The organism is Rhizobium sp. BK529, from assembly GCF_014194105.1.
GTDB lineage: Bacteria > Pseudomonadota > Alphaproteobacteria > Rhizobiales > Rhizobiaceae > Rhizobium.
In genome coordinates, this window is the sequence record NZ_JACIAU010000001.1 from 1,444,019 (window position 1) to 1,464,760 (window position 20,742).

A 20,742-nucleotide genomic window follows, 5' to 3' on the forward strand; every position below is an offset into this window, starting at 1 on the left:
CATGAACATGCAAACGACGAGCCGCCTGACAGCGGCCGAAACGGCGCTGATCGAAGCGTTCAACGAAAAGATCGGCGAACTGCCGGGCAATGGCGCGGTGACTGCGCTGCGCGACCGACTGCTCGACGATCTGAAGAAGCAGGGCCTGCCGACACGCCGCATTGAGGCCTGGCACTATACGGACCTCAAGAACCTGCTGCGCACCGTTCCGGCTCCTGCCGGTGACGCCGGCTCCGAAGCGCTGGAGCCGCTGGTCGAGGGTTCTCCGGTTCTTGCCGTCATTCAGGGCAGGGCTGTCAACAAGGCCTCAGTCGGCGAGTTGACGGTTTTCCCCTATTCGGAACAATTGACGGACGGCTCGGCTGTCGCGGGCCTCGACGCGCTCGGTCGTGACGATGCGGTCGGCCGCATCAATGGCAGCTTCGTCAAGGACGGATACGCCGTCGAGGTGCCAGATGGCGCCGAGCTTGAAGAGCCGCTGGAAATCCAGTTCGTGCATGCCGGGGGCGATGTTCATACCCGCCTGCCGGTTGCCTTCGGCGCCAATGTGAAGGGTGTCGTCATCGAGCGTCACCAGTCGATGACTGGCGATGCCGCGCTCGTGTCGCATGTCAGTGACATTACGGTCGGCGAGGGCACGGAGCTGACCTGGATCATCCTGCAGCAGCAGGGGACCGAAGATACGCATCTCGGCCAGATCCGCGTCGATCTCGGCACTGATGCCAAACTGAAGCTCTTCGTCATCAACGCCGGCGGCAAGCTGGTCCGTCAGGAGCTGAACCTCAAGGTCACAGGCGAAGGCGCCGATCTCACACTACGCGGCATAAATCTGCTCGGCGGCGACACGCATACCGACGTGACGATGGTGCTCGGCCACGACGTGCCGCACACCGGTTCGACCGAAGTGATCCGCAATGTCGTCTTCGATCGTGCCAAAGGGATCTTCCAGGGCATGATCCGTGTCGCACCCGATGCGCAGAAGACCGATGCCAAGATGGCCTGCAATACGCTGCTGATGTCGGACGATGCCGAGTTCTCGGTCAAGCCGGAACTCGAAATCTTCGCCGACGACGTCCAGTGCGGCCATGGTGCGACGGTTGCCGATATCAACGACGACCATCTCTACTACATGATGGCCCGCGGCATCCCGGAGAAGAAGGCGCGCGCCATGCTGGTCAACGCCTTCGTTGCCGAGATCGTCGAAGAACTGGAAGACGAAGCCCTGGTCGAGGCGCTGGAAGGCGTCATCTCGGCCTGGCTGGACAAGCACGCCTGATCGGACAGCGCCATGGACAAGATCGTACCGGCAACCGCCTATGATGTAGAAGCCATCCGCAGGGATTTCCCGATCCTTGCGGAGAAGGTGCATGGCAAGCCGCTGGTCTATCTGGATAACGGCGCATCCGCCCAGAAGCCGCAGGCGGTGATCGATGCGATCTCGCATGCCTACGGCCACGAATATGCCAATGTGCATCGCGGCCTTCACTACCTCTCCAATGCGGCGACGGAAGCCTATGAAGCAGCGCGCGAAAAGGTGCGCCGCTTCCTAAATGCACCTGATATCAACGACATCGTCTTCACCAAGAACTCGACCGAGGCGATCAACACGGTCGCTTACGGCTGGGGCATGCCCAAGATCGGCGAGGGCGATGAGATCGTGCTGACGATCATGGAGCACCATTCCAATATCGTGCCCTGGCATTTCATCCGCGAGAGGCAGGGTGCCAAGCTCGTCTGGGTGCCGGTCGACGATGAAGGCGCCTTCCATATCGAAGAATTCGAGAAGAGCCTGACCGACAGGACCAAGCTCGTCGCGATCACCCATATGTCGAATGCGCTCGGCACCATTGTTCCTGTCAAGGAAGTCTGCCGCATCGCCCATGAGCGCGGCATTCCGGTCCTGATCGACGGTTCGCAGGGCGCGGTGCATCTGCCCGTCGACGTGCAGGATATCGATTGTGACTGGTATGTCATGACCGGCCACAAGCTCTATGGTCCCTCAGGCATCGGCGTGCTCTACGGCAAGAAGAATCGGCTGAAGGAGATGCGGCCGTTCCAGGGTGGTGGCGAGATGATCTTCGAAGTGACCGAGGATATCGTCACCTACAACGATCCGCCGCACCGTTTCGAGGCCGGCACGCCGCCGATCGTGCAGGCGATCGGGCTTGGTTATGCGCTCGACTATATGGACAAGATCGGCCGCGGGAATATTGCAGCCCACGAGGCGGATCTGACGGCCTATGCGGAAGAACGGCTGCGGGCGGTCAATTCGCTGCGCATCTTCGGCAGTGCACCGGGCAAGGGCGCGATCTTCTCTTTCGAGCTTGCGGGCATCCACGCCCACGACGTCTCGATGGTTATCGACCGCCGGGGTATCGCCGTTCGCGCCGGCACGCATTGCGCCATGCCGCTCTTGAAACGCTTCGGCGTGACCTCCACATGCCGGGCATCTTTCGGCATGTATAATACCCGCGCCGAGGTGGATGCGCTTGCCGATGCGCTCGACCATGCGCGCAAGTTCTTTGCTTGAGGAAGAAGCCATGAGCCTGAATGAAGAGAAGATCGACGTGCGCGAAGGCATCGTGCATTCCAGCATTCCCGAAGAGGAACTGGCGCGTCTCAGCGATGACGTAATCGGCGCTCTCAAGACGGTCTACGATCCGGAAATTCCGGCAGATATTTTCGAGCTCGGCCTCGTCTACAAGATCGACATCGAAGACGACCGCATGGTCAAGATCGTCATGACGCTGACGGCACCGGGCTGCCCGGTTGCCGGCGAGATGCCGGGCTGGGTAGAAAATGCCGTCGGCGCCGTCGAAGGCGTTTCGGGCGTCGAAGTCGAAATGACCTTCGATCCGCCGTGGACACCGGACCGCATGTCCGAAGAGGCGCAGGTCGCGGTTGGCTGGTATTGATCGATTAAGGTCATCGCCTTACATTTGAATCACGAAGCACCGGATCTTGAACCCGGTTGTGGAAGGAGAAGAGCCGATGGGCTTTGCAGTGATGAGCATGACGACAGCCGCCGCAGACCGCGTGAAGGCGATCGTTGCGAACGGCGGACCGGATGCCAAGGGCATTCGCGTCGGCATCAAGAAGGGCGGCTGCGCCGGGATGGAATATACCATCGACATGGTGACCGAGCCCAATGCCAAGGATGATCTGATCGAGCGCGATGGCGCCAAGGTCTGGATCGAGCCATCGGCCGTTCTCTACCTCCTTGGCACCGAACTCGGCTTCGAAACGACCACGCTGCGGTCCGGCTTCACCTTCACCAACCCGAACCAGACCTCGGCCTGCGGCTGCGGCGAATCCGTGGAACTCAAACCTGCCGATCTCGCAGCGCTTGCTGCACGCGGCGATGCTGTGGTTCCAGCGCAGCATTAAGCATTTTTTCGTTGAATTTGCCTGATGGCCGCCATAATTGGCGGCCTTTTGATTTTGACGAGCCTGTCCGAAGACCGACAAGCGACCAAGAAGAAGAAAAGCGGACAATGCTCTTTCTATTCCTGAAAGGCGCCCTGCTGGGTGTCATCATCACCGCGCCGCTCGGGCCGATTGGAACGCTCTGCATCAATCGCAGCCTCGAGAAGGGCTTCTGGTTCGGCTTTTCCGGCGGGCTCGGAACGGCACTGGGTGACGCGACCTATGCGCTGGTCGCGGTTGCCGGGCTTGCGGTCTTCTCGGAGACCATGTCGACGGCCACCATTCCGCTGGCACTCGGCGGTGGAATGATGCTGCTCTGGCTCGGCTGGCGCGGACTGCAGAACAGGGGGATCGTGAAGGCGGCAAAGATCGATGCGGCCGACTTTCTGCATACGACCATTTCAACCTTCCTGCTGACCATCTCAAATCCGGCGACGATCCTGTCTTTCGGCGCATTGTTTGCCGGGTTTGGCCTGACAGAGGAGACACGCCGATACAGCTCGGCCGTGATCGTCTCCGGCGTCTTTATCGGGTCGCTGCTCTGGTGGTTCTGTCTGAGTGCAGCCGTCAGCGTTGCACGGGACCGGTTATCGAGCGATTTCACGGCCAGGGTTGGCCGCGCGACGAGCTATATGCTGATCGCTTTCGGCGCCGTGGCACTCGGCTCCGTGGCCTATTCGATTGTCTGAAAGCCCGAGGCGCTTTAGTCGCGCTTGATGCTCATCAAGACGTCCCAGAGATCGGCGCCCGTCTCGAAAACCGTGGCATTTGCCTTGTAGCTCTGCTCGGTCTCGATGAGATCGGTGAGCTCTGTCGCAAAATCCACGCGCTGATCCGTCTCGGTGACATCAGCCTGAACGCCTGCGGGTTCGAAGGACTGGAAGCTGGTGTTCAGCCGGCCATAGCCCGGCGTGCTCGCATTGGCGACATTGTTGGCGACCGCGCCCGCGCGCCTCGTCTGTGCGAGCATTCCCGAGAGAGCCGTATGCGTGATTGCAGAAATGCTCATCGACCGTTTCCCTGTTTCCGGACACCAGGTGTTTTACCGGCAAGGATTTAGGGAAAGCTGAAAGGCTTCGGTTAGCGAAAGGAGAAGGAATTGAGAACGGCTGTGCCGTAATGGTACGAAGCCTCAGCGGTTGGCTTTCATGCCCGCAATCAGGATATCGATGAGCTGCCGTGCCGCCTCCCGCCAGGCGGGGCCACAGCTGATGCTTGCGCCACCGGCGAGCGCGCGCAGAAGGTCGAGCGGATCCATCGTCAGGCGGATTTCACCGGACACCGTTGCACGGTCGATCAGCAGATTGACGGCATCGGTGATCGGGGCAACGGACTCCGCATAGAGCTCGGATGTGCCGCCAACAAGCGAATCCAGCAGCTCGGACATGCCCTTTTTCGCCACAACATAGTCCACGAACTGCACCAGCCACAGCCGCAACGCCTCGACGGGCGGATGCATCTCGGTAAGGCTCTTTGCAGCAGCAGCAAGCTGCGCCGTCTCATTGCGGTAGACGGCAGAAACCAGAGCATCGCGGGTCGGGAAGTGGCGATAGAGCGTACCGATGCCGACACCTGCGGAACGGGCAATTTCCTCGAGGCTAGCGCTGGAACCCTTGTCGGCAAAGACAATCTTGGCCGTTTCGATCAGCAGAATTCGATTGCGTTCGGCATCCGCGCGCGGCTTTCGGGCGGCGGACCCGTCACTTTTTTCGGCCATTTCCGGGACGTCCCCTTGATAAACGGAGGCACCCTCCGTATTTATCTGGAGGCATCCTCCTTTTATTCCATTAGAGGCCGGTGGGCAATGGTCCACCAGCTCGGAGCGGTGCGTCCATTGATCAAGGAGATAATCATGAATGGACATTTTGGCGCAACATCGACGACCGACGAGGTGCTCGCCGGCGTCGACCTCTCGGGCAAGCGCGTCCTGGTGACGGGCGTTTCCGCCGGCCTCGGCGTAGAAACCGCACGCGTACTGGCCGCCCATGGGGCTCAGGTGGTGGGCACCGCCCGCGACCTTGCAAAGGCGAGGGCGGCAACCGAGGTCGTGCGCGCCGAGGTGGCCAACGGCGGCAGCCTTGATATCGTCGAGCTCGATCTTGCGTCGCTCGCAAGCGTGCGCGCCGCTGCGGATGCGCTCCTTGCCGATGGCCGCCCCTTTGACGTCGTCATCGCCAATGCCGGCGTCATGGCCGCGCCTTTCGGCCGCACTGCCGATGGTTTTGAGACGCAGTTTGGCACCAATCATCTTGGTCATTTCGTACTCATCAATCGCATCGCGCCGCTCATCAAATCGGGCGGGCGCGTCGTCATCGTCGCGTCGTCGGGTCACCGCATGGCGCCCTTCAGCCTCGACGACCTCAATTTTGAGAACAGGACCTATGAACCTTGGGCGGCCTATGCCCAGTCGAAAACCGCAAATATCCTGTTCGCAGTCGAACTCGACCGGCGCCTCAAGGAGCGCGGCATCCGTGCGACGGCACTGCATCCCGGCGGCATCCATACCGAACTCGGCCGCCACCTTGACCCCACCATGATCGAGGGCATGATGGCACAGATCAACGCGGCCCTTGCCGCCGAAGGCAAGCCGCCTTTCGAGTGGAAGACGGTACCGCAGGGCGCGGCAACTTCGGTCTGGGCCGGTTTTGTTGCCCCGGCAGACGAGGTCGGCGGCAAATATTGCGAGAACTGCCACGTCTCTGAAGTAACGGACGCGGAAATCAGCCCGATTTCCGAGGGCGTGCGTCCCTATGCGCTCGATCCCGAGACGGCGAAGGCATTGTGGGTCAAGAGCGAAAATATGGTCGGCGAGCGCTTCTAAGTTGCGAACCGGCATGCTTCAGCGTTGAAGAAGAGCAGGGGGACCGGAAAACTGGTGCCCCTGCCGAGGAATTGAACCTGGATCGGCTGCAAACCAGACAGCTGCTCTTGCGTTGAGCTACGAGGGGCGTGATGTCTCTATGGCAGAAATGACGCTCGCAAGCGAGCGAAGCTTCGATCGACGGTTAGGGGGTAAGGTTAACCTCTGCTGCAACAAGGCTGATGAAGGAGAAGGGCGCCCAGTACAGGGGCAGGCAACCCTTCTCCATGCTGGCTGTGCAGCATCCAGCAAAGCTACTTACGCGGCGGAGCCGAAATAGTTCACCGGCCCTCGTAGAATCTCGAAAAAATCTGCCTGCATTCCGTCATTGCCACCATTGCGGGCGTGTGGCCATTCAGCTCTTGATATCGAGGCCTGCTTCAACTGCTGCCGCGATGAATGCCCTGCGTGCATCTTCGCCGGTGCGCTTGCCCTTGATGACATCGGCGCAGACCAGCAGCGCCTGGTCGAGCGCGGCGCCATCCTCGATCGGCCAATCCTCGATCATCGCCCAAGACGCAGCCTGGGTGGTATCGATTGTCACATACCGGCCGGGCTCGTCGAGGGCAACGAGCACAGGTTTCGACCAGGGCGCCTGCATTCTTGCTTCGCTTTGATCCTGGGTCATGGGGTTTCCTCTTGCATTCTCTATCAGAATTAGAAAGCCCCTCCCATGATGGAAGGGGCTCGGATTGCTCAGCCGTTGGGCTTGGCCCGATGGTTACTCGGCAGCCTCGGCATAAGCCTCGACCGGCGGGCAGGTGCAGATCAGGTTGCGGTCGCCATAGACGTTGTCAACGCGGTTGACCGGCGACCAGTACTTGTCCACACGGAAAGCGCCGGGCGGGAAGCAGGCCTGCTCGCGCGAATAGGGGCGATCCCATTCGCCGACGAGGTCTTCGACCGTATGCGGGGCGTTCTTCAGCGGGTTGTTCAGCTTGTCCGAACGGCCTTCCTCGATGTCGCGGGCTTCCTGACGGATCGCCAGCATCGCCTCGCAGAAGCGGTCGAGTTCGGCCTTGGTTTCGGACTCGGTCGGCTCGATCATCAGCGTCCCCGCAACCGGCCAGCTCATGGTCGGCGCATGGAACCCGCAGTCGATCAGACGCTTGGCGACGTCATCGACGGTGACGCCGGCGCTGTCGACCAGCGGGCGGGTATCGATGATGCATTCATGTGCCACGCGGCCGGCAGCCGACTTGTAGAGCACGTCGTAGGCGCCCTTGAGGCGGGCAGCGATGTAGTTGGCATTCAGGATCGCCACCTTCGTTGCCTGCGTCAGGCCTTCGCCGCCCATCATCAGGCAGTAGCTCCAGGAGATCGGCAGGATGGAAGCCGAGCCGAAGGCTGCCGCGGAAACCGCACCCGAACGGCCGTCCGTTTCCGGATGGCCGGGCAGGTAAGGTGCCAGATGCGACTTGACGCCGATCGGGCCCATGCCGGGACCGCCTCCGCCATGCGGGATGCAGAAAGTCTTGTGCAGGTTGAGGTGCGAGACGTCGGAGCCAATGTCACCGGGGCGAGACAGGCCAACCATGGCGTTCATGTTGGCGCCGTCGAGATAGACCTGGCCACCATGCTTATGCACGAGGTCGCAGATTTCCTTGACCGTTTCCTCGAACACGCCGTGCGTCGAGGGATAGGTGATCATGCAACAGGAGAGATTATCCGCATACTGCTCGGACTTGGCGCGGAAATCGTCGAGGTCGATATCACCGTTTTCACGCACCTTGACGACAACCACCTTCATGCCGACCATCTGAGCAGACGCCGGGTTGGTGCCATGCGCCGAGGTCGGAATGAGGCAAACGTCGCGGTGCCCCTGGCCGTTGGCAATGTGGTAATTGCGGATGGTCAAGAGGCCAGCATATTCGCCCTGCGCGCCGGAGTTCGGCTGCATCGAGAAAGCGTCGTAGCCGGTGACGGCGCAGAGCTTTTCCGTGAGATCATCGATCATTTCACGGTAGCCGAGCGCTTGGTCGGCTGGCACGAACGGATGGATGTCGGAAAATTCCGGCCAGGTGATCGGCAGCATTTCGGCTGTCGCGTTCAGCTTCATCGTGCAGGAGCCGAGCGGGATCATGGAGCGGTCGAGCGCCAGATCGCGGTCGGAGAGCCGGCGGATGTAGCGGGTCATTTCGCTTTCGGCGCGGTTCATATGGAAGATCGGATGCGTCAGGTATTCGCTGGTGCGCAGCAGATCCTTCGGCAGACGATAGGACGGTTCGAAATCGGCGATCTGGAAATTGCCGCCGAAGGCGCGCCAGACGGCTTCCAGCGTTGCCGGACGCGTACGCTCGTCGAGCGACATGCCGATCTTCGTCTCGCCCACCTTGCGCAGGTTCACACCTTCGGCGACGGCCGCGCGCAGGATCAGGCCCTGCATGTGGCCAACATCGACGGTGATCGTGTCGAAGAAGGTTTCCGGCTCGACCTTGTAGCCAAGCTTTTCCAGTCCCTTGGCCATCAGCACGGCCTTCTGGTGGACCTGCTGAGCGATCGCCTTGATGCCCTTGGGACCATGGAAGACGGCGTACATAGAGGCCATGACGGCGAGCAGGACCTGCGCGGTGCAGATGTTCGACGTCGCTTTTTCGCGGCGGATATGCTGCTCGCGCGTCTGCAGCGACAGGCGGTAGGCACGGTTGCCGCGGGCATCGACAGAGACGCCGACGAGACGGCCGGGCATGGAGCGCTTGATAGCATCCTTGACCGACATATAGGCCGCATGCGGGCCACCGTAGCCGACCGGAACGCCGAAGCGCTGCGAGGAACCGATGGCGATATCGGCGCCCATTTCGCCCGGCGACTTCAGCAGCGTGAGCGACAGGATATCGGCAGCGACAACGGCGATCGCACCCGTCTGGTGCAGGCGGGAAATCAGGCCAGTATAATCATGCACATGACCGTGCGTGCCCGGATACTGGAAGATCGCGCCGAAGACGTCGACAGGATCAAGATCGGTGAAGGGATTGCCGACGATAACCGTCCAGCCGAGCGGTTCGGCGCGGGTGCGGATCAGCGCAATCGTCTGCGGATGACAGTCGGCGTCGACAAAGAAGGACTTTGCCTTCGACTTGGCGACGCGTTCCGCCATGGCCATCGCTTCGGCAGCAGCCGTCGCCTCATCGAGCAGCGAGGCGTTCGCGACATCGAGGCCCGTCAGGTCGCAGATCATCGTCTGGTAGTTCAGGAGCGCTTCGAGACGCCCCTGCGAGATTTCCGGCTGGTAGGGCGTGTAGGCCGTGTACCAGGCCGGGTTTTCCAGGATGTTGCGCTGGATGACCGGCGGCGTGATCGTGCCGTAATAGCCCTGGCCGATCAGCGAGGTCAGAACCTTGTTCTTGTTGGCAGTTTCCCGCAGCTTGTCGAGCGCCTCGCGCTCCGTCATCGGCGCGCCCCAGAGGAGCGGCGCCTTCTGGCGGATGGCAGGCGGCACAGTTGCATCGATCAGCGCATCGAGGCTCTTGTAGCCGATGACACCGAGCATATCCGACATTTCAGACGGCGAGGGGCCGATATGACGACGGTTGGCGAAGTCATAGGGCTGATAGTCGGTGAACTGGAATTCGGTAGGCGTCGTCATTACGCAGTGAGCTCCTTATAGGCCGCTTCATCGAGCAGGCCGTCGATATCGGAGAGGTTCTTCAGCTTGAGCTTGAAGAACCAGCCGGCGCCCTGCGGATCCGAATTGACGAGCGAGGGATCGGCAACGATCGCCGGATTGACTTCGACGATCTCGCCGTCGAGCGGGCAGTAAACTTCCGAGGCAGCCTTGACGGATTCGACGGTCGCCGCATCGTCATTCTTGGAGAAGGTGGCGCCGACCTCAGGCAATTCCACGAAAACGAGGTCGCCGAGCTGCTCGACAGCGTAGGTGGTGATGCCGACGGTCGCGACGTCGCCTTCGAGCTTCAGCCATTCATGTTCCTGGGTAAACTTCAGCATGGAAAAATCCTCTCGCAATTAAGGTCAGCGTTTGTAGGTCGGCGTGATGAACGGAAGGGCAGAGACCGTCACGGGCAGGTACTTGCCGCGCACTTCGGCATAGATCTGCGTTCCGGGTGCGGCGTGAGAAACCGGCACATAGCCCATGGCGACGGGACCTTCGACGGAGGGACCGAAACCGCCCGAGGTGACTTCGCCGATCTCGGTCTTGCCCTCGGCGTCGGCATAGAGCTTGGCGTGGCCGCGCACCGGCGCCTTACCCTCGGGCTTCAGGCCGACACGCTTGCGGGAAGCGCCCTTGTCCAGTTCGCCAAGAATGCGTTCGGCACCCGGAAAACCACCGGCGCGGGCACCGCCGGTGCGGCGAGCCTTCTGCATGCCCCATTCGATGGCGGCTTCAACCGGCGAGGTCGTCGTATCGATATCATTTCCATAGAGGCAGAGGCCGGCTTCGAGGCGCAGCGAATCACGGGCGCCGAGGCCGATCGGCTCGACATCGGGATGCTCGAGCAACCGGTTGGTGACATCTACGGCCTTGTCGGCGGGAATGGAGATTTCAAAACCATCTTCGCCGGAATAGCCCGAGCGCGAGACGAGACAGGAAACATCGTGCAGGCGGCAGTGGCGCACATCCATGAATTTCATGGCAGCGACATCGGCCCAGAGTTCGGCCAGCGCTTCCACCGCGCGCGGCCCCTGAAGGGCGATCAGCGCGCGGTCGAGGACGGTGATATCGCAGGTGTCGGAGATATGCTTCTGCAGATGCGCGACGTCCTGCTCTTTGCAGGCGGCGTTGACGACGACGAAAAGATGCTCGTCGAGATGGGTGATCATCAGATCGTCGAGGATGCCGCCATTCTCGTCCGTGAAGTAACCGTAGCGCTGACGGCCTTCGGCAAGACCCAGGATATCGACCGGCACAAGGCTCTCAAGCGCAAGAGCTGCATCTTCATACTTACCGGACTTCGCCTTGATGACGACCTGACCCATATGGGAGACATCGAAAAGACCAGCAGCGTTGCGGGTCTGCAGGTGCTCCTTCATGACGCCGGCCGGATATTGTACCGGCATGTCGTAACCTGCGAACGGCACCATGCGGGCGCCGAGCGACAGGTGAAGCGCATGAAGCGGGGTTTTCTTAAGGGCAGCAGTATCGTCCAAACGACGCCTCCGGGGTTTGCGCCGGAAATCCGGCGCGGGCTCAAAACTGAAGGCGCGGCTGCGCCTTGTCTCCTTGAGCCCCCTCTGTCCCTGTGCCTGAGATTGTTATCCCTTCGGCGGACGTTCCGAGAACGTCTCTCTCCAGAGTTCCGTCTGCCCCTTGTGGTCCTTTTGCCTGAGAGTTTCCGGGGCGGTTGCTCCTTCGGCACCGGTATCGCGAACCGGCTTCTCCCAACAAGGTTGCGGCAATTATCCGGGGGCAGCGGGCCTTGGCAAGCGAAATGTCGCGACCGTACAAATTTTTGTCGCGGCTCAAAGAAGCCGGTTGCGATCAGCGGCAAATGGGCTTTTGCATTTGCGGGCAAAATTGGCTAACGCGGCGCAGAGCGAGGAGATATTTGGATGAAGATTGCCAGAACGTTCGGTTTTACTGCCCTATTTTGCGTTTGCGGCTTTGCCGGATCCGCGCTTGCCCAGGACCATCACAACATGCAGGGCATGGACATGGGCAATATGGGCTCCATGAACATACCCATGGGTGGCGACGTGGTGAAGCTCGGCGATCTCGAAATCTCCGGCGGTTTCGCCAAGGCGATGCTGCCCGGCCAGCCCGTTGGCGGTGGCGGCTTCACGGTAAAGAACAACGGTTCGGCCGATGACCATCTGGTTTCGGTCACGTCGCCTATGTCAGGCGAAGTGCAGATCCATGAAATGGCGATGCAGGACAATGTGATGAAGATGCGCCAGTTGAAGGACGGTATCGTCGTTCCCGCCGGCCAGACCGTCGAACTTGCGTCCGGAAACCTGCATTTGATGTTCCTCCAGGTAAAATCGCCCTTCAAGCAGGGCGACAAGGTGCCGGTTACGCTGACTTTCGAAAAGGCGGGCAAGGTCGATCTGGTGCTGAACGTGCTGTCGGCGCAGGGCAAATAAAAGCGCCAGACAAAAAGCCCGCGGCATCGCGCGGCTTTGCTCCTCTGAGCAGGAACTAGCTCTCAGACGTCTTCGTAGGACTGAAGGGCCTGCTTCAAGCCCGCCTGCGGCTGGTGAAAGCCCTTGGTCATGAGATCGAGTGCCACTTCGGTATTCTGGATGACGCTGGTAGGTTCTTCCGGATCTTCGCCGCTCTGATTGAGCTGGCGGTCCGCCAGCTTGCGGGCCTCGCGCGCAGCCGTGCCGGTCGCCACACGCTGAGGAATGCGCAGGGACTCGAAAGCGAGGGCGGCAGTGCTCGCGGATATGGAAGCAAGTTGTGTCATGGGGCTGTCATACCGCCACAACCCTCGTGTTCCGCTTAAGAAAATCCTTCATATTTTACTGGATGGTAAGAATTCCACAGACGCGATTCTCGGCGGTTTCACCACCTTCTCCGCTTTCTCGCTGGATGCGATCTCGCTCTTCGAGCGCGGCGATGTTTTTGCCGGCGGTACCTATTGCCATAGGCGTTGGGTTTTCGATGGCGGCCGTCATGGCCGGCCTCGACCTGATGCGCGTATTGCTCTGAATTCGATTCCGATTTCCGTTTTCTGAAAAATGCTCTAAAGGCAGCGGCAAGAGAGGCGCTGGCTTTGATCGCGCCCGTATTTTCCGAAAGTATTCCATGGCAGGCATAGAACACATCAAGGTGGATCCCGACGAAGCGGGCATGCGGCTCGACCGCTGGTTCAAGATCCATTATCCGGGTCTGGGCTTCGGCCAGCTTCAGAAGCTCTTGCGCTCCGGCCAGGTTCGCGTCGACGGCGGACGGGTCAAAACCGATGCGCGCGTCCAGCCCGGCCAGATGGTGCGCGTGCCGCCGCTCGATGTCGACTCCAAGGTCAAATCCGGCCCGATCGCCGGCAGGGATCTCAAACATTCCGGTGATGCCGAACTTCTCGCGCGCATGGTGCTGCATGAGGATGCCAAGGTGATCGTGCTCAACAAGCCGGCCGGCCTTGCGGTGCAGGGCGGCTCAGGCGTGGCGCGCCATATCGACCAGATGCTGGAAGCATGGACCAGCCCCAAGGGCGAGAAGCCCCGGCTCGTTCACCGCCTCGACCGCGATACGTCGGGAGTGCTCGTCATTGCCCGCACACGCGGTGCGGCCCAGAAACTGACCGCCGCCTTCCGTGAGCGCGACACCAAGAAGACCTATTGGTCGCTGGTGAAGGGCGTGCCACGCAAGCGTGAAGACAAGATCTCGACCTGGCTCGTCAAGGAACAGACGGCTGACGGCGACCGCATGCGGATTGCCAAACACGGTGAGGACGGCGCTGATCATGCGGTGTCCTATTACCGCATTATCGAGACGGCGGCCCAGCGTCTCGCCTGGCTGGAGATGGAGCCCTATACGGGCCGCACGCACCAGCTGCGCGTCCATGCGCTGCATATCGGCCATCCGATTATCGGCGATCCCAAATATTTCGACGAGGATCCGAACTGGGATTTTCCCGGCGGCATCCAAAAGCGGCTGCATCTGCACGCCCGCCATATCGACATCCCCCATCCCTCCGGCGGGCGCCTGCGCGTCACCGCGCCTCTGCCGCCGCATATGGTGCAGAGCTGGAACCTGCTCGGTTTCGATGAGAATTCCGCCCCGATCCTGGATGACGAAGAATGAAACTTGCGCTTTTTGATTGCGACGGCACGCTGGTCGACAGTGCCGGGCTGATCCACGAAACCATGCGCCGCACGTTTGCGAAATTCGGGAAAGCGGAACCGCGGTTCGAAGACACAAAGGCGATTATCGGCCTGACGCTCGATATCGCGATTGCCCGCATGCAGGGCAGGCCACATGTCGAGCAAGAAGATATCGACATGACGGCACATTACAAATCGCTGTTCACGGTCGTGCGTCAGGATCTCGATTACCGGGAACCGCTGTTTCCCGGCATCCGCGAGATGATCGACGCGATCAGCGGGCGTGAGGATCTGCTGATCGGCGCCGTGACCGGCAAATCCCGGCGAGGGCTGAAGCTGGTGATGGAGACGCACGGTTTCGACAAGCATTTCATCGTCGCGCGCACCGCCGACGATTGCCCCTCCAAGCCCCATCCGGCCATGGTGAGGGAATGCTGCGACGAAACCGGCATGAATGCGGTCGATGCCATTGTCATTGGCGACGCGGTTTACGATATGCAAATGGCAAAGGCTGCCGGCGCCAAGGCGATCGGCGTTGCCTGGGGCTATGCCAGCGTGGATGAGCTGATCGCCAACGGCGCCGATGCGATCGCCTACCATCCAAATGAGATATTGCGCCATTTTTCCTGAGGTGAGCCCATGCGCGACCTGCTGAACGACCTTTCCGAAGATCTGAGCCATCCCGATCCTGTGCGCCGCGCGCAGATCCAGATGAAGAAACCGCTGCCGAAGCGTTTCTATCAGACGGTTTCCGTGGCTCCGCACGAGGAAGGCTTCGCCATTGCGCTCGATGGCAAGGCCGTGCGCACGCCCGCAAGGCAAGTGCTGGCCGTGCCGAATGAGGCACTGGCAAAGCTTATCGCCACCGAATGGGATGCGCAGGCTGAGGTGATCGACCCGACGCTGATGCCGGTCACGCGCCTCGTCAATACGGCGATCGACGGCGTGGCGACCGACACGCAGGCCGTGTTCGAAGACATCCTGCGCTTCTCCTCGAGCGATCTGCTCTGCTACCGCGCCGATAGTCCGCAAGAGCTGGTAGAGCGGCAGACCGAGCGCTGGGATCCGGTGCTCGACTGGGCGGCAGCCGATCTCGGTGCGCGCTTCATCCTCGTCGAAGGCGTCATGCATCACGAGCAGCCGCGTGAGGCGATCGCCGCCTTCGGCTCAGCGCTGCGCAGGCATGATAGCGCCCTCGAGCTTGCATCTCTCCATACGGTGACAACGCTGACCGGTTCGGCACTTCTGGCGCTCGCGATCGCCGAAGGGCAGATCACGCCTGCAGAAGCCTGGTCGCTCGCTCATCTCGACGAAGACTGGACCATCGAGCACTGGGGAAGCGACGAAGAAGCCGAGCAGCGCCGCGCCAAGCGTTTTGAAGATTTCAAAGCAGCAACGGATGTTTTTTTCGCGCTAAGGGCCTGAATCATATTGCTTTGATGGGCTTTATGACGAAATCTGCGATTCCAGACGGGATATGCAGGAATTTGGAATGAACTGGCCGAGGTCGAGATTTTGCCTGATAGCGCTTGTTTGCGTGGCGCTGACGGCCTGCGCCAACCTTATGCCGAAGAAGCAGGAAAAGCCCGTATATGACGTGCGCAGCGCCGTCGTGCTATCCAGCACGACGATGTCGGCAGAGTTGCTCTCCGGCATCAGCGACCGCGTCAACGCCGCCATCCGTGCCACAGTCCGCACGACCGAATTGCCGCGGGTGGTGCTGACCATCCGCATTGTTTCCGTCCAGAAGGGGCTCGGCTTCCAGAAAGACCGCAACGTCGCGAAGGTCAGCATCGATGCCGCTTCCGTGGAGGACGGATCCGTCATCGCCGTCACCTCCTTCGAAGTCACAAGCTTGACCGCCGATCCTAATCTGGCAGATGAGATTCTGGCGGAAGATATCGCAGCGCGCATACGCTCCGCCTTCGCACTCAGCGGACGGTAGCTTTATTCTTCCGGACGCGAAAACCGCTGCACACTTTGCCGGAATTGCTACATACCGCGGAAAGCGGCGAGGGGAGATCATGAAGGACATTCTGGAAGAGCTCGAACGCCGCCGTGATATCGCCCGTCTCGGTGGCGGGCAGGCACGTATCGACGCGCAACACCAGCGCGGCAAGCTGACGGCGCGCGAACGCATCGATCTCTTCCTCGACGAAGGCTCCTTTGAGGAGTTCGACATGTTCGTCGAGCACCGCTCCACCGATTTCGGCATGGACAAGAGCCGCATTGCCGGCGATGGCGTGGTGACCGGCTGGGGCACCGTCAACGGCCGCACCGTCTTCGTCTTCGCCAAGGATTTCACCGTCTTCGGCGGTTCGCTCTCGGAAGCTCATGCCGAGAAGATCATCAAGGTGCAGGATATGGCGCTGAAGAACCGTGCGCCGATCATCGGCATTTACGATGCGGGCGGGGCGCGTATTCAGGAAGGTGTGGCGGCGCTTGGCGGTTATGCAGAAGTCTTCCAGCGCAATGTGCTGGCCTCAGGTGTTGTTCCGCAGATCTCCGTGATCATGGGGCCGTGTGCCGGCGGCGACGTCTATTCACCCGCGATGACGGATTTCATCTTCATGGTGCGTGATACGTCCTACATGTTCGTCACCGGTCCCGACGTGGTGAAGACCGTCACCAACGAGACGGTGACCTCAGAGGAGCTTGGCGGCGCGGTGGTTCATACAACGCGTTCGTCGATCGCCGACGGCGCCTATGACAATGATGTCGATACGCTCCTGCAGGTGCGCCGGCTTGTGGATTTCCTGCCGCAATCCAACACGTCGCCGGTGCCCGAGATCGAATGTTACCAGTCGGTGACTGACGCCGATAATTCGCTGGATACGCTGATCCCGGCCAATGCCAACAAGCCTTACGACATCAAGGAACTGATCCAGAAGGTTGCGGACGAGGGGGATTTCTTCGAGATCCAGGCGAGCTTTGCCAAGAATATCGTCTGCGGCTTCGGGCGCATCGAAGGCTCCACGGTCGGTTTCGTCGCCAACCAACCGATGGTGCTCGCTGGCGTGCTCGACAGCGACGCTTCCCGGAAAGCTGCACGCTTCGTGCGCTTCTGCGACTGCTTCAACATTCCGATCGTCACCTTCGTCGATGTGCCGGGCTTCTTGCCGGGTACGGCGCAGGAATATGGCGGCCTTATCAAGCATGGGGCCAAGCTGCTGTTTGCTTATGCAGAGGCGACGGTGCCGAAGCTGACAGTCATCACCCGCAAGGCCTTCGGCGGCGCCTATGACGTGATGGCCTCGAAACATCTGCGCGGTGACCTGAATTATGCTTGGCCGACGGCGCAGATCGCCGTCATGGGCGCCAAAGGTGCGGTCGAGATCATCTTCCGCAAGGACATTGCCGATCCCGAGAAGATTGCCGCTCACACGAAAATGTACGAGGACCGCTTCCTGTCGCCCTTTGTGGCCGCCGAACGCGGTTATGTCGATGAAGTGATCATGCCGCATTCGACGCGCCGGCGACTGGCGCGTGGCCTGAAGATGCTGAAGAACAAGGATCTCAGCAATCCCTGGAAGAAGCACGACAACATTCCGCTCTGAGCGAATAACTGTCTCTTCAGGTGTTTGCCCACTGTCGAAGTTGTGAACACCTGTCAGCAATCCGTGTCTTCAATCCCCCCTGGAGACGCGGTAACGCTCGGCAGTACATCCTTAAGGAGAGTCTTAATGTCCACTTTCGAGCGTCTTTCTGCCTACCGCCCCTATGGTCTGGCCGCTCTCAGAATCATGACCGCGCTTCTGTTCATCGAGCACGGTATGATGAAGCTTTTCGGCTTTCCGGCCGCCCAGGGCGATGGTCCGCTGCCCACACTGTTCGTGGTTGCGGGATTACTGGAACTCGTCGGCGGCCTTCTGGTGCTGATCGGTTTCGCAACGCGACCGGTGGCCTTCCTGCTGGCCGGTGAAATGGCGATAGCCTATTTCATGGCACATATGCCACGCAGCTTCTTCCCGGCGATCAACCAGGGCGATGCCGCCATCCTGTTCTGCTTCGTCTTCCTCTACATATTCTTTGCGGGCGCAGGTGCATGGTCTGTCGACAATAGAAACGCGGCGGCCTAAAGCATCTCAGAGACAAAAGGGGCTGCGGGTTCAGCGCCCGCAGCCTTTTCATTCAGATTGCGCCTTGTCAGGCCGTCAGTTTGAGGCCGGCAATACCGGCGACGATCAGCGTTATGCAGATCAGGCGGGAGGCGCTCGTTGCGTCCCCCAGAAGCCAGACGCCAAGCAGCACGGTACCGACCGTGCCGATACCGGTCCAAATCGCATAAGCGGTGCCAATCGGCAGGGTTTTGACGGCAAGACCAAGCAGCACGACACTCACCACCATCGAAACGACCGTGAGGATCGTCGGCATCGGGCGGGTGAAACCATCGGTATATTTCAGACCGATTGCCCAACCGCATTCAAAAAGGCCAGCGAGAAAAAGCAGGAACCAGGCCATCATACTCTCCTTGTTAAGAGCGAGGCCGTCCCCGCGACTTTTGCGACCCGGAACGCCCGAGCGCCGCAGTCGTCTGCGTCACAGCTCATATGGACGAGGGAACGGCTCACTTCAAGCTAGGAATTGGCATGGCTGCCATGCCACCCGATTTCCGCTTGAGGCTCAGGCGCTTTTCGCCCTGCGGCAGAGACGATCGAAGGTTTCGAGGAAACGTGAGCGATCCTTCGGGCTGAAGGCGGCATTGTAGCCCTTGCTCTCGCCGGTTTCGCGCAGGTGCGCACCGAGATCGCGCATGGCACTTGCCATGCCGATAGTAGTCTCATCGAAGACGCGACCAGTCGGACCTGTGACGAAGGAGCCCTTGGCGACGCAGCGAACCGCGAGGGGCACGTCGGCGGTTACGACCACGTCTGTCGGGCCGGTATGTTCGGCAATCCAGTTGTCGGCGGCGTCGAAAGCGTTAGAGACGATAACGTTGTGCACCATCGGATCGCGGGAGGGACGCAGGCCTGAATTGGCGACGAAAGTCACTTCCATGCCGAGACGTTCGGCCACTTTCAGGATTTCAGGCTTTACAGGGCAGGCGTCGGCATCGACATAGATCATGGCGATATCCTCACGCTGGCTGGGTAGCCAGCTGGCGAACCATGTCGATATGGGGAATGCCGTCTTCCAGATATTCCTCCGAGGTTTTGACGAAGCCGAAAGATTCGTAGAAGCGGCGCAGATGCGCCTGTGCCGACAACGCAATGGAATTGGCCGGGAAGAACTTTTCGCAGGCTGCGATCGATTCCTTCATCAACGCCTCGCCGAGCCGCTTGCCGCGATGGGCAGGTGAGACGACGACGCGGCCGATCTTTACCGGATGCTCGACGCTGTAGGGCTTCAGGAGCCGCGTCGAGCCGATCAGTTCGTCACCGTCCATGAGCCGCAGATGCAGGGCATCGATATCCTTGCCGTCGAGTTCCGGATAGGGGCAGTTCTGCTCGACGACGAAGACGTCCACGCGCATCCGCAAGAGATCGTAGAGCTCCCGTGCGGAGAGCTCATCGAGGCTTTTGAGATCGGCCGTGTAGGCAACAGCAGCCATCAATAGAGGACCACACTGCGGATGCTCTTGCCGGAATGCATGAGTTCGAAGCCTTCGTTGATCTTTTCGAGCGGCATGGTGTGGGTGATCATCGGATCGATCTGGATCTTGCCCTCCATGTACCAGTCGACGATCTTCGGCACATCGGTGCGGCCGCGCGCACCGCCGAAGGCCGTGCCCATCCAGGTGCGGCCGGTGACGAGCTGGAACGGACGGGTGGAGATTTCCTGGCCGGCGCCGGCGACGCCGATGATGACCGACTTGCCCCAGCCGCGGTGGCTGGCTTCCAGCGCCTGGCGCATGACCTTGGTATTGCCCGTGCAGTCGAACGTGTAATCGGCGCCGCCGATCTGGTCGGCACCACGCTTGGTCATGTTGACGAGATAGGGGACGATATCGGCACCGACTTCGGACGGATTGACGAAATGCGTCATGCCAAAACGTTCGCCCCAAGCCTTCTTGTCGTTGTTGAGATCGACGCCGATGATCATATCGGCGCCTGCAAGCTTCAGGCCCTGAATGACGTTGAGGCCGATGCCGCCGAGACCGAAGACGATCGCCGTCGCGCCCATTTCGACCTTGGCCGTATTGATGACGGCGCCGATACCGGTCGTGACACCACAGCCGATGTAGCAAATCTTGTCGAACGGCGCGTCCGGATTGACCTTAGCGACGGCAATCTCCGGCAGAACCGTGAAATTGGCGAAAGTCGAGCAGCCCATATAGTGGTGGATCTTGTCCTTGCCGATCGAGAATCGCGAGGTGCCGTCCGGCATGACGCCTTGGCCCTGGGTCGAGCGAATGGCGGTGCAGAGATTGGTTTTGCGCGACAGGCAGGAGGGGCATTCGCGGCATTCCGGCGTGTAGAGCGGAATGACATGGTCGCCCTTCTTCACCGACGTGACGCCCGGGCCGACATCGACGACGATGCCCGCGCCCTCATGACCAAGGATCGCCGGAAAGAGACCTTCGGGATCGGCACCGGAGAGGGTGAAATCATCGGTGTGGCAGATGCCGGTCGCCTTGACCTCGATCAGCACTTCGCCGGCCTTGGGGCCGTCAAGCTGAACGGTCATAACCTCGAGCGGTTTTCCTGCCTGAACGGCAACGGCGGCGCGAACATCCATCTTCGATCTCCTCATGATTTGTGAGCGCGACTTTTGCACGCTCCGCGAGG

23 protein-coding genes, 1 tRNA gene, 2 pseudogenes and 1 riboswitch are annotated in these 20,742 nt (G+C 60.6%); of the genes and pseudogenes, 14 read left to right on the plus strand and 12 right to left on the minus strand.

Features of this window, described 5'->3' with window-relative positions; genetic code table 11:
- Window position 1: 1 nt before the first annotated feature.
- The 5 genes from sufD (at window position 2) to FHX08_RS07340 (ending at window position 4,115) form a co-directional block, all read left to right on the plus strand.
- Window positions 2–1,276, plus strand: coding sequence for a Fe-S cluster assembly protein SufD (gene sufD / locus FHX08_RS07320; protein WP_132651592.1), 1,275 nt, complete (start codon window positions 2–4; stop codon window positions 1,274–1,276).
- Between the two features lie 12 nt (window positions 1,277–1,288).
- Window positions 1,289–2,530 (plus strand): cysteine desulfurase, encoded by a 1,242-nt coding sequence (locus tag FHX08_RS07325; protein ID WP_132651591.1) that lies wholly within the window; start codon window positions 1,289–1,291, stop codon window positions 2,528–2,530.
- A gap of 10 nt (window positions 2,531–2,540) precedes the next feature.
- Entirely contained in the window at window positions 2,541–2,915 is a 375-nt protein-coding gene (locus FHX08_RS07330; RefSeq protein WP_132651590.1) for an SUF system Fe-S cluster assembly protein, read from the plus strand.
- Window positions 2,916–2,991: 76 nt separating this feature from the next.
- Entirely contained in the window at window positions 2,992–3,387 is a 396-nt protein-coding gene (gene sufA, locus FHX08_RS07335; protein ID WP_132651589.1) for a Fe-S cluster assembly scaffold SufA, read from the plus strand.
- A gap of 107 nt (window positions 3,388–3,494) precedes the next feature.
- Entirely contained in the window at window positions 3,495–4,115 is a 621-nt protein-coding gene (locus tag FHX08_RS07340) for a LysE family translocator (protein WP_132651588.1), read from the plus strand.
- Window positions 4,116–4,129: 14 nt separating this feature from the next.
- Here the strand turns inward: FHX08_RS07340 and FHX08_RS07345 are convergent, their stop codons facing one another.
- Window positions 4,130–4,435: a flagellar basal body protein gene (locus FHX08_RS07345; protein ID WP_132651587.1), complete on the minus strand. Its 306-nt coding sequence runs from the start codon at window positions 4,433–4,435 to the stop codon at window positions 4,130–4,132.
- Window positions 4,436–4,558: 123 nt separating this feature from the next.
- Window positions 4,559–5,143: a TetR/AcrR family transcriptional regulator gene (locus FHX08_RS07350; protein ID WP_132651586.1), complete on the minus strand. Its 585-nt coding sequence runs from the start codon at window positions 5,141–5,143 to the stop codon at window positions 4,559–4,561.
- A gap of 135 nt (window positions 5,144–5,278) precedes the next feature.
- Here FHX08_RS07350 and FHX08_RS07355 point away from each other — a divergent pair, with 135 nt between their 5' ends.
- Entirely contained in the window at window positions 5,279–6,247 is a 969-nt protein-coding gene (locus FHX08_RS07355) for an SDR family NAD(P)-dependent oxidoreductase (protein WP_132651585.1), read from the plus strand.
- Between the two features lie 52 nt (window positions 6,248–6,299).
- Here the strand turns inward: FHX08_RS07355 and FHX08_RS07360 are convergent.
- The 5 genes from FHX08_RS07360 to gcvT form a co-directional block, all read right to left on the minus strand.
- Window positions 6,300–6,375, minus strand: a tRNA-Thr gene (locus tag FHX08_RS07360).
- A 266-nt stretch (window positions 6,376–6,641) separates the two neighbouring features.
- Window positions 6,642–6,887: a DUF982 domain-containing protein gene (locus tag FHX08_RS07365; protein WP_165911846.1), complete on the minus strand. Its 246-nt coding sequence runs from the start codon at window positions 6,885–6,887 to the stop codon at window positions 6,642–6,644.
- Window positions 6,888–7,007: 120 nt separating this feature from the next.
- Window positions 7,008–9,872 (minus strand): aminomethyl-transferring glycine dehydrogenase, encoded by a 2,865-nt coding sequence (gene gcvP, locus FHX08_RS07370; RefSeq protein WP_132651583.1) that lies wholly within the window; start codon window positions 9,870–9,872, stop codon window positions 7,008–7,010.
- Window positions 9,872–10,234: a glycine cleavage system protein GcvH gene (gene gcvH / locus FHX08_RS07375; RefSeq protein WP_132651582.1), complete on the minus strand. Its 363-nt coding sequence runs from the start codon at window positions 10,232–10,234 to the stop codon at window positions 9,872–9,874. The genes gcvP and gcvH overlap by 1 nt, the downstream gene beginning before the upstream one ends.
- A 24-nt stretch (window positions 10,235–10,258) precedes the next feature.
- Window positions 10,259–11,395, minus strand: coding sequence for a glycine cleavage system aminomethyltransferase GcvT (gene gcvT, locus FHX08_RS07380; RefSeq protein ID WP_132651581.1), 1,137 nt, complete (start codon window positions 11,393–11,395; stop codon window positions 10,259–10,261).
- A 153-nt stretch (window positions 11,396–11,548) separates the two neighbouring features.
- Window positions 11,549–11,640: riboswitch (glycine riboswitch) on the minus strand.
- Between the two features lie 232 nt (window positions 11,641–11,872).
- Between gcvT and FHX08_RS07385 the strand changes: the two are divergent.
- Window positions 11,873–12,328: pseudogene (locus FHX08_RS07385) on the plus strand (copper chaperone PCu(A)C); the annotation flags it as partial.
- Window positions 12,329–12,390: 62 nt separating this feature from the next.
- On the opposite strand, the gene FHX08_RS07390 reads toward FHX08_RS07385, so the two are convergent.
- The gene (locus tag FHX08_RS07390; protein ID WP_132651579.1) at window positions 12,391–12,654 is read right to left on the minus strand and encodes a hypothetical protein; all 264 of its coding nucleotides are present in this window, start codon (window positions 12,652–12,654) and stop codon (window positions 12,391–12,393) included.
- Window positions 12,655–12,742: 88 nt separating this feature from the next.
- Here FHX08_RS07390 and FHX08_RS31375 point away from each other — a divergent pair.
- The 7 genes and pseudogenes from FHX08_RS31375 to FHX08_RS07425 form a co-directional block, all read left to right on the plus strand.
- Window positions 12,743–12,899, plus strand: a pseudogene (locus FHX08_RS31375) (CrcB family protein); the annotation flags it as partial.
- Window positions 12,900–12,995: 96 nt separating this feature from the next.
- Window positions 12,996–13,994 carry an RluA family pseudouridine synthase gene (locus tag FHX08_RS07400; RefSeq protein ID WP_132651578.1) on the plus strand — a complete coding sequence of 333 codons (999 nt, stop codon included), beginning with the start codon at window positions 12,996–12,998 and terminating at the stop codon, window positions 13,992–13,994.
- Window positions 13,991–14,644 (plus strand): HAD-IA family hydrolase, encoded by a 654-nt coding sequence (locus FHX08_RS07405; protein WP_132651577.1) that lies wholly within the window; start codon window positions 13,991–13,993, stop codon window positions 14,642–14,644. The genes FHX08_RS07400 and FHX08_RS07405 overlap by 4 nt, the downstream gene beginning before the upstream one ends.
- A 9-nt stretch (window positions 14,645–14,653) precedes the next feature.
- A complete protein-coding gene (locus tag FHX08_RS07410) occupies window positions 14,654–15,439 on the plus strand; it encodes an ATP12 family chaperone protein (protein ID WP_132651576.1) in 786 nt (261 codons plus the stop codon).
- Window positions 15,440–15,506: 67 nt separating this feature from the next.
- Window positions 15,507–15,959 (plus strand): hypothetical protein, encoded by a 453-nt coding sequence (locus tag FHX08_RS07415; RefSeq protein WP_132651575.1) that lies wholly within the window; start codon window positions 15,507–15,509, stop codon window positions 15,957–15,959.
- A 79-nt stretch (window positions 15,960–16,038) separates the two neighbouring features.
- Window positions 16,039–17,571: an acyl-CoA carboxylase subunit beta gene (locus FHX08_RS07420; protein ID WP_132651574.1), complete on the plus strand. Its 1,533-nt coding sequence runs from the start codon at window positions 16,039–16,041 to the stop codon at window positions 17,569–17,571.
- A gap of 126 nt (window positions 17,572–17,697) precedes the next feature.
- Window positions 17,698–18,093 carry a DoxX family protein gene (locus FHX08_RS07425; RefSeq protein WP_132651573.1) on the plus strand — a complete coding sequence of 132 codons (396 nt, stop codon included), beginning with the start codon at window positions 17,698–17,700 and terminating at the stop codon, window positions 18,091–18,093.
- Between the two features lie 67 nt (window positions 18,094–18,160).
- On the opposite strand, the gene sugE is transcribed toward FHX08_RS07425, so the two are convergent.
- The 4 genes from sugE to FHX08_RS07445 form a co-directional block, all read right to left on the minus strand.
- A complete protein-coding gene (gene sugE, locus FHX08_RS07430) occupies window positions 18,161–18,475 on the minus strand; it encodes a quaternary ammonium compound efflux SMR transporter SugE (protein ID WP_132651997.1) in 315 nt (104 codons plus the stop codon).
- A 162-nt stretch (window positions 18,476–18,637) separates the two neighbouring features.
- A complete protein-coding gene (locus tag FHX08_RS07435; protein ID WP_132651572.1) occupies window positions 18,638–19,081 on the minus strand; it encodes a YaiI/YqxD family protein in 444 nt (147 codons plus the stop codon).
- 10 nt (window positions 19,082–19,091) lie between these two features.
- Window positions 19,092–19,565, minus strand: coding sequence for a GNAT family N-acetyltransferase (locus FHX08_RS07440; RefSeq protein ID WP_132651571.1), 474 nt, complete (start codon window positions 19,563–19,565; stop codon window positions 19,092–19,094).
- Window positions 19,565–20,692 carry an S-(hydroxymethyl)glutathione dehydrogenase/class III alcohol dehydrogenase gene (locus FHX08_RS07445; protein ID WP_132651570.1) on the minus strand — a complete coding sequence of 376 codons (1,128 nt, stop codon included), beginning with the start codon at window positions 20,690–20,692 and terminating at the stop codon, window positions 19,565–19,567. Before FHX08_RS07445 ends, FHX08_RS07440 begins: the two co-directional genes overlap by 1 nt.
- Window positions 20,693–20,742 lie beyond the last annotated feature (50 nt).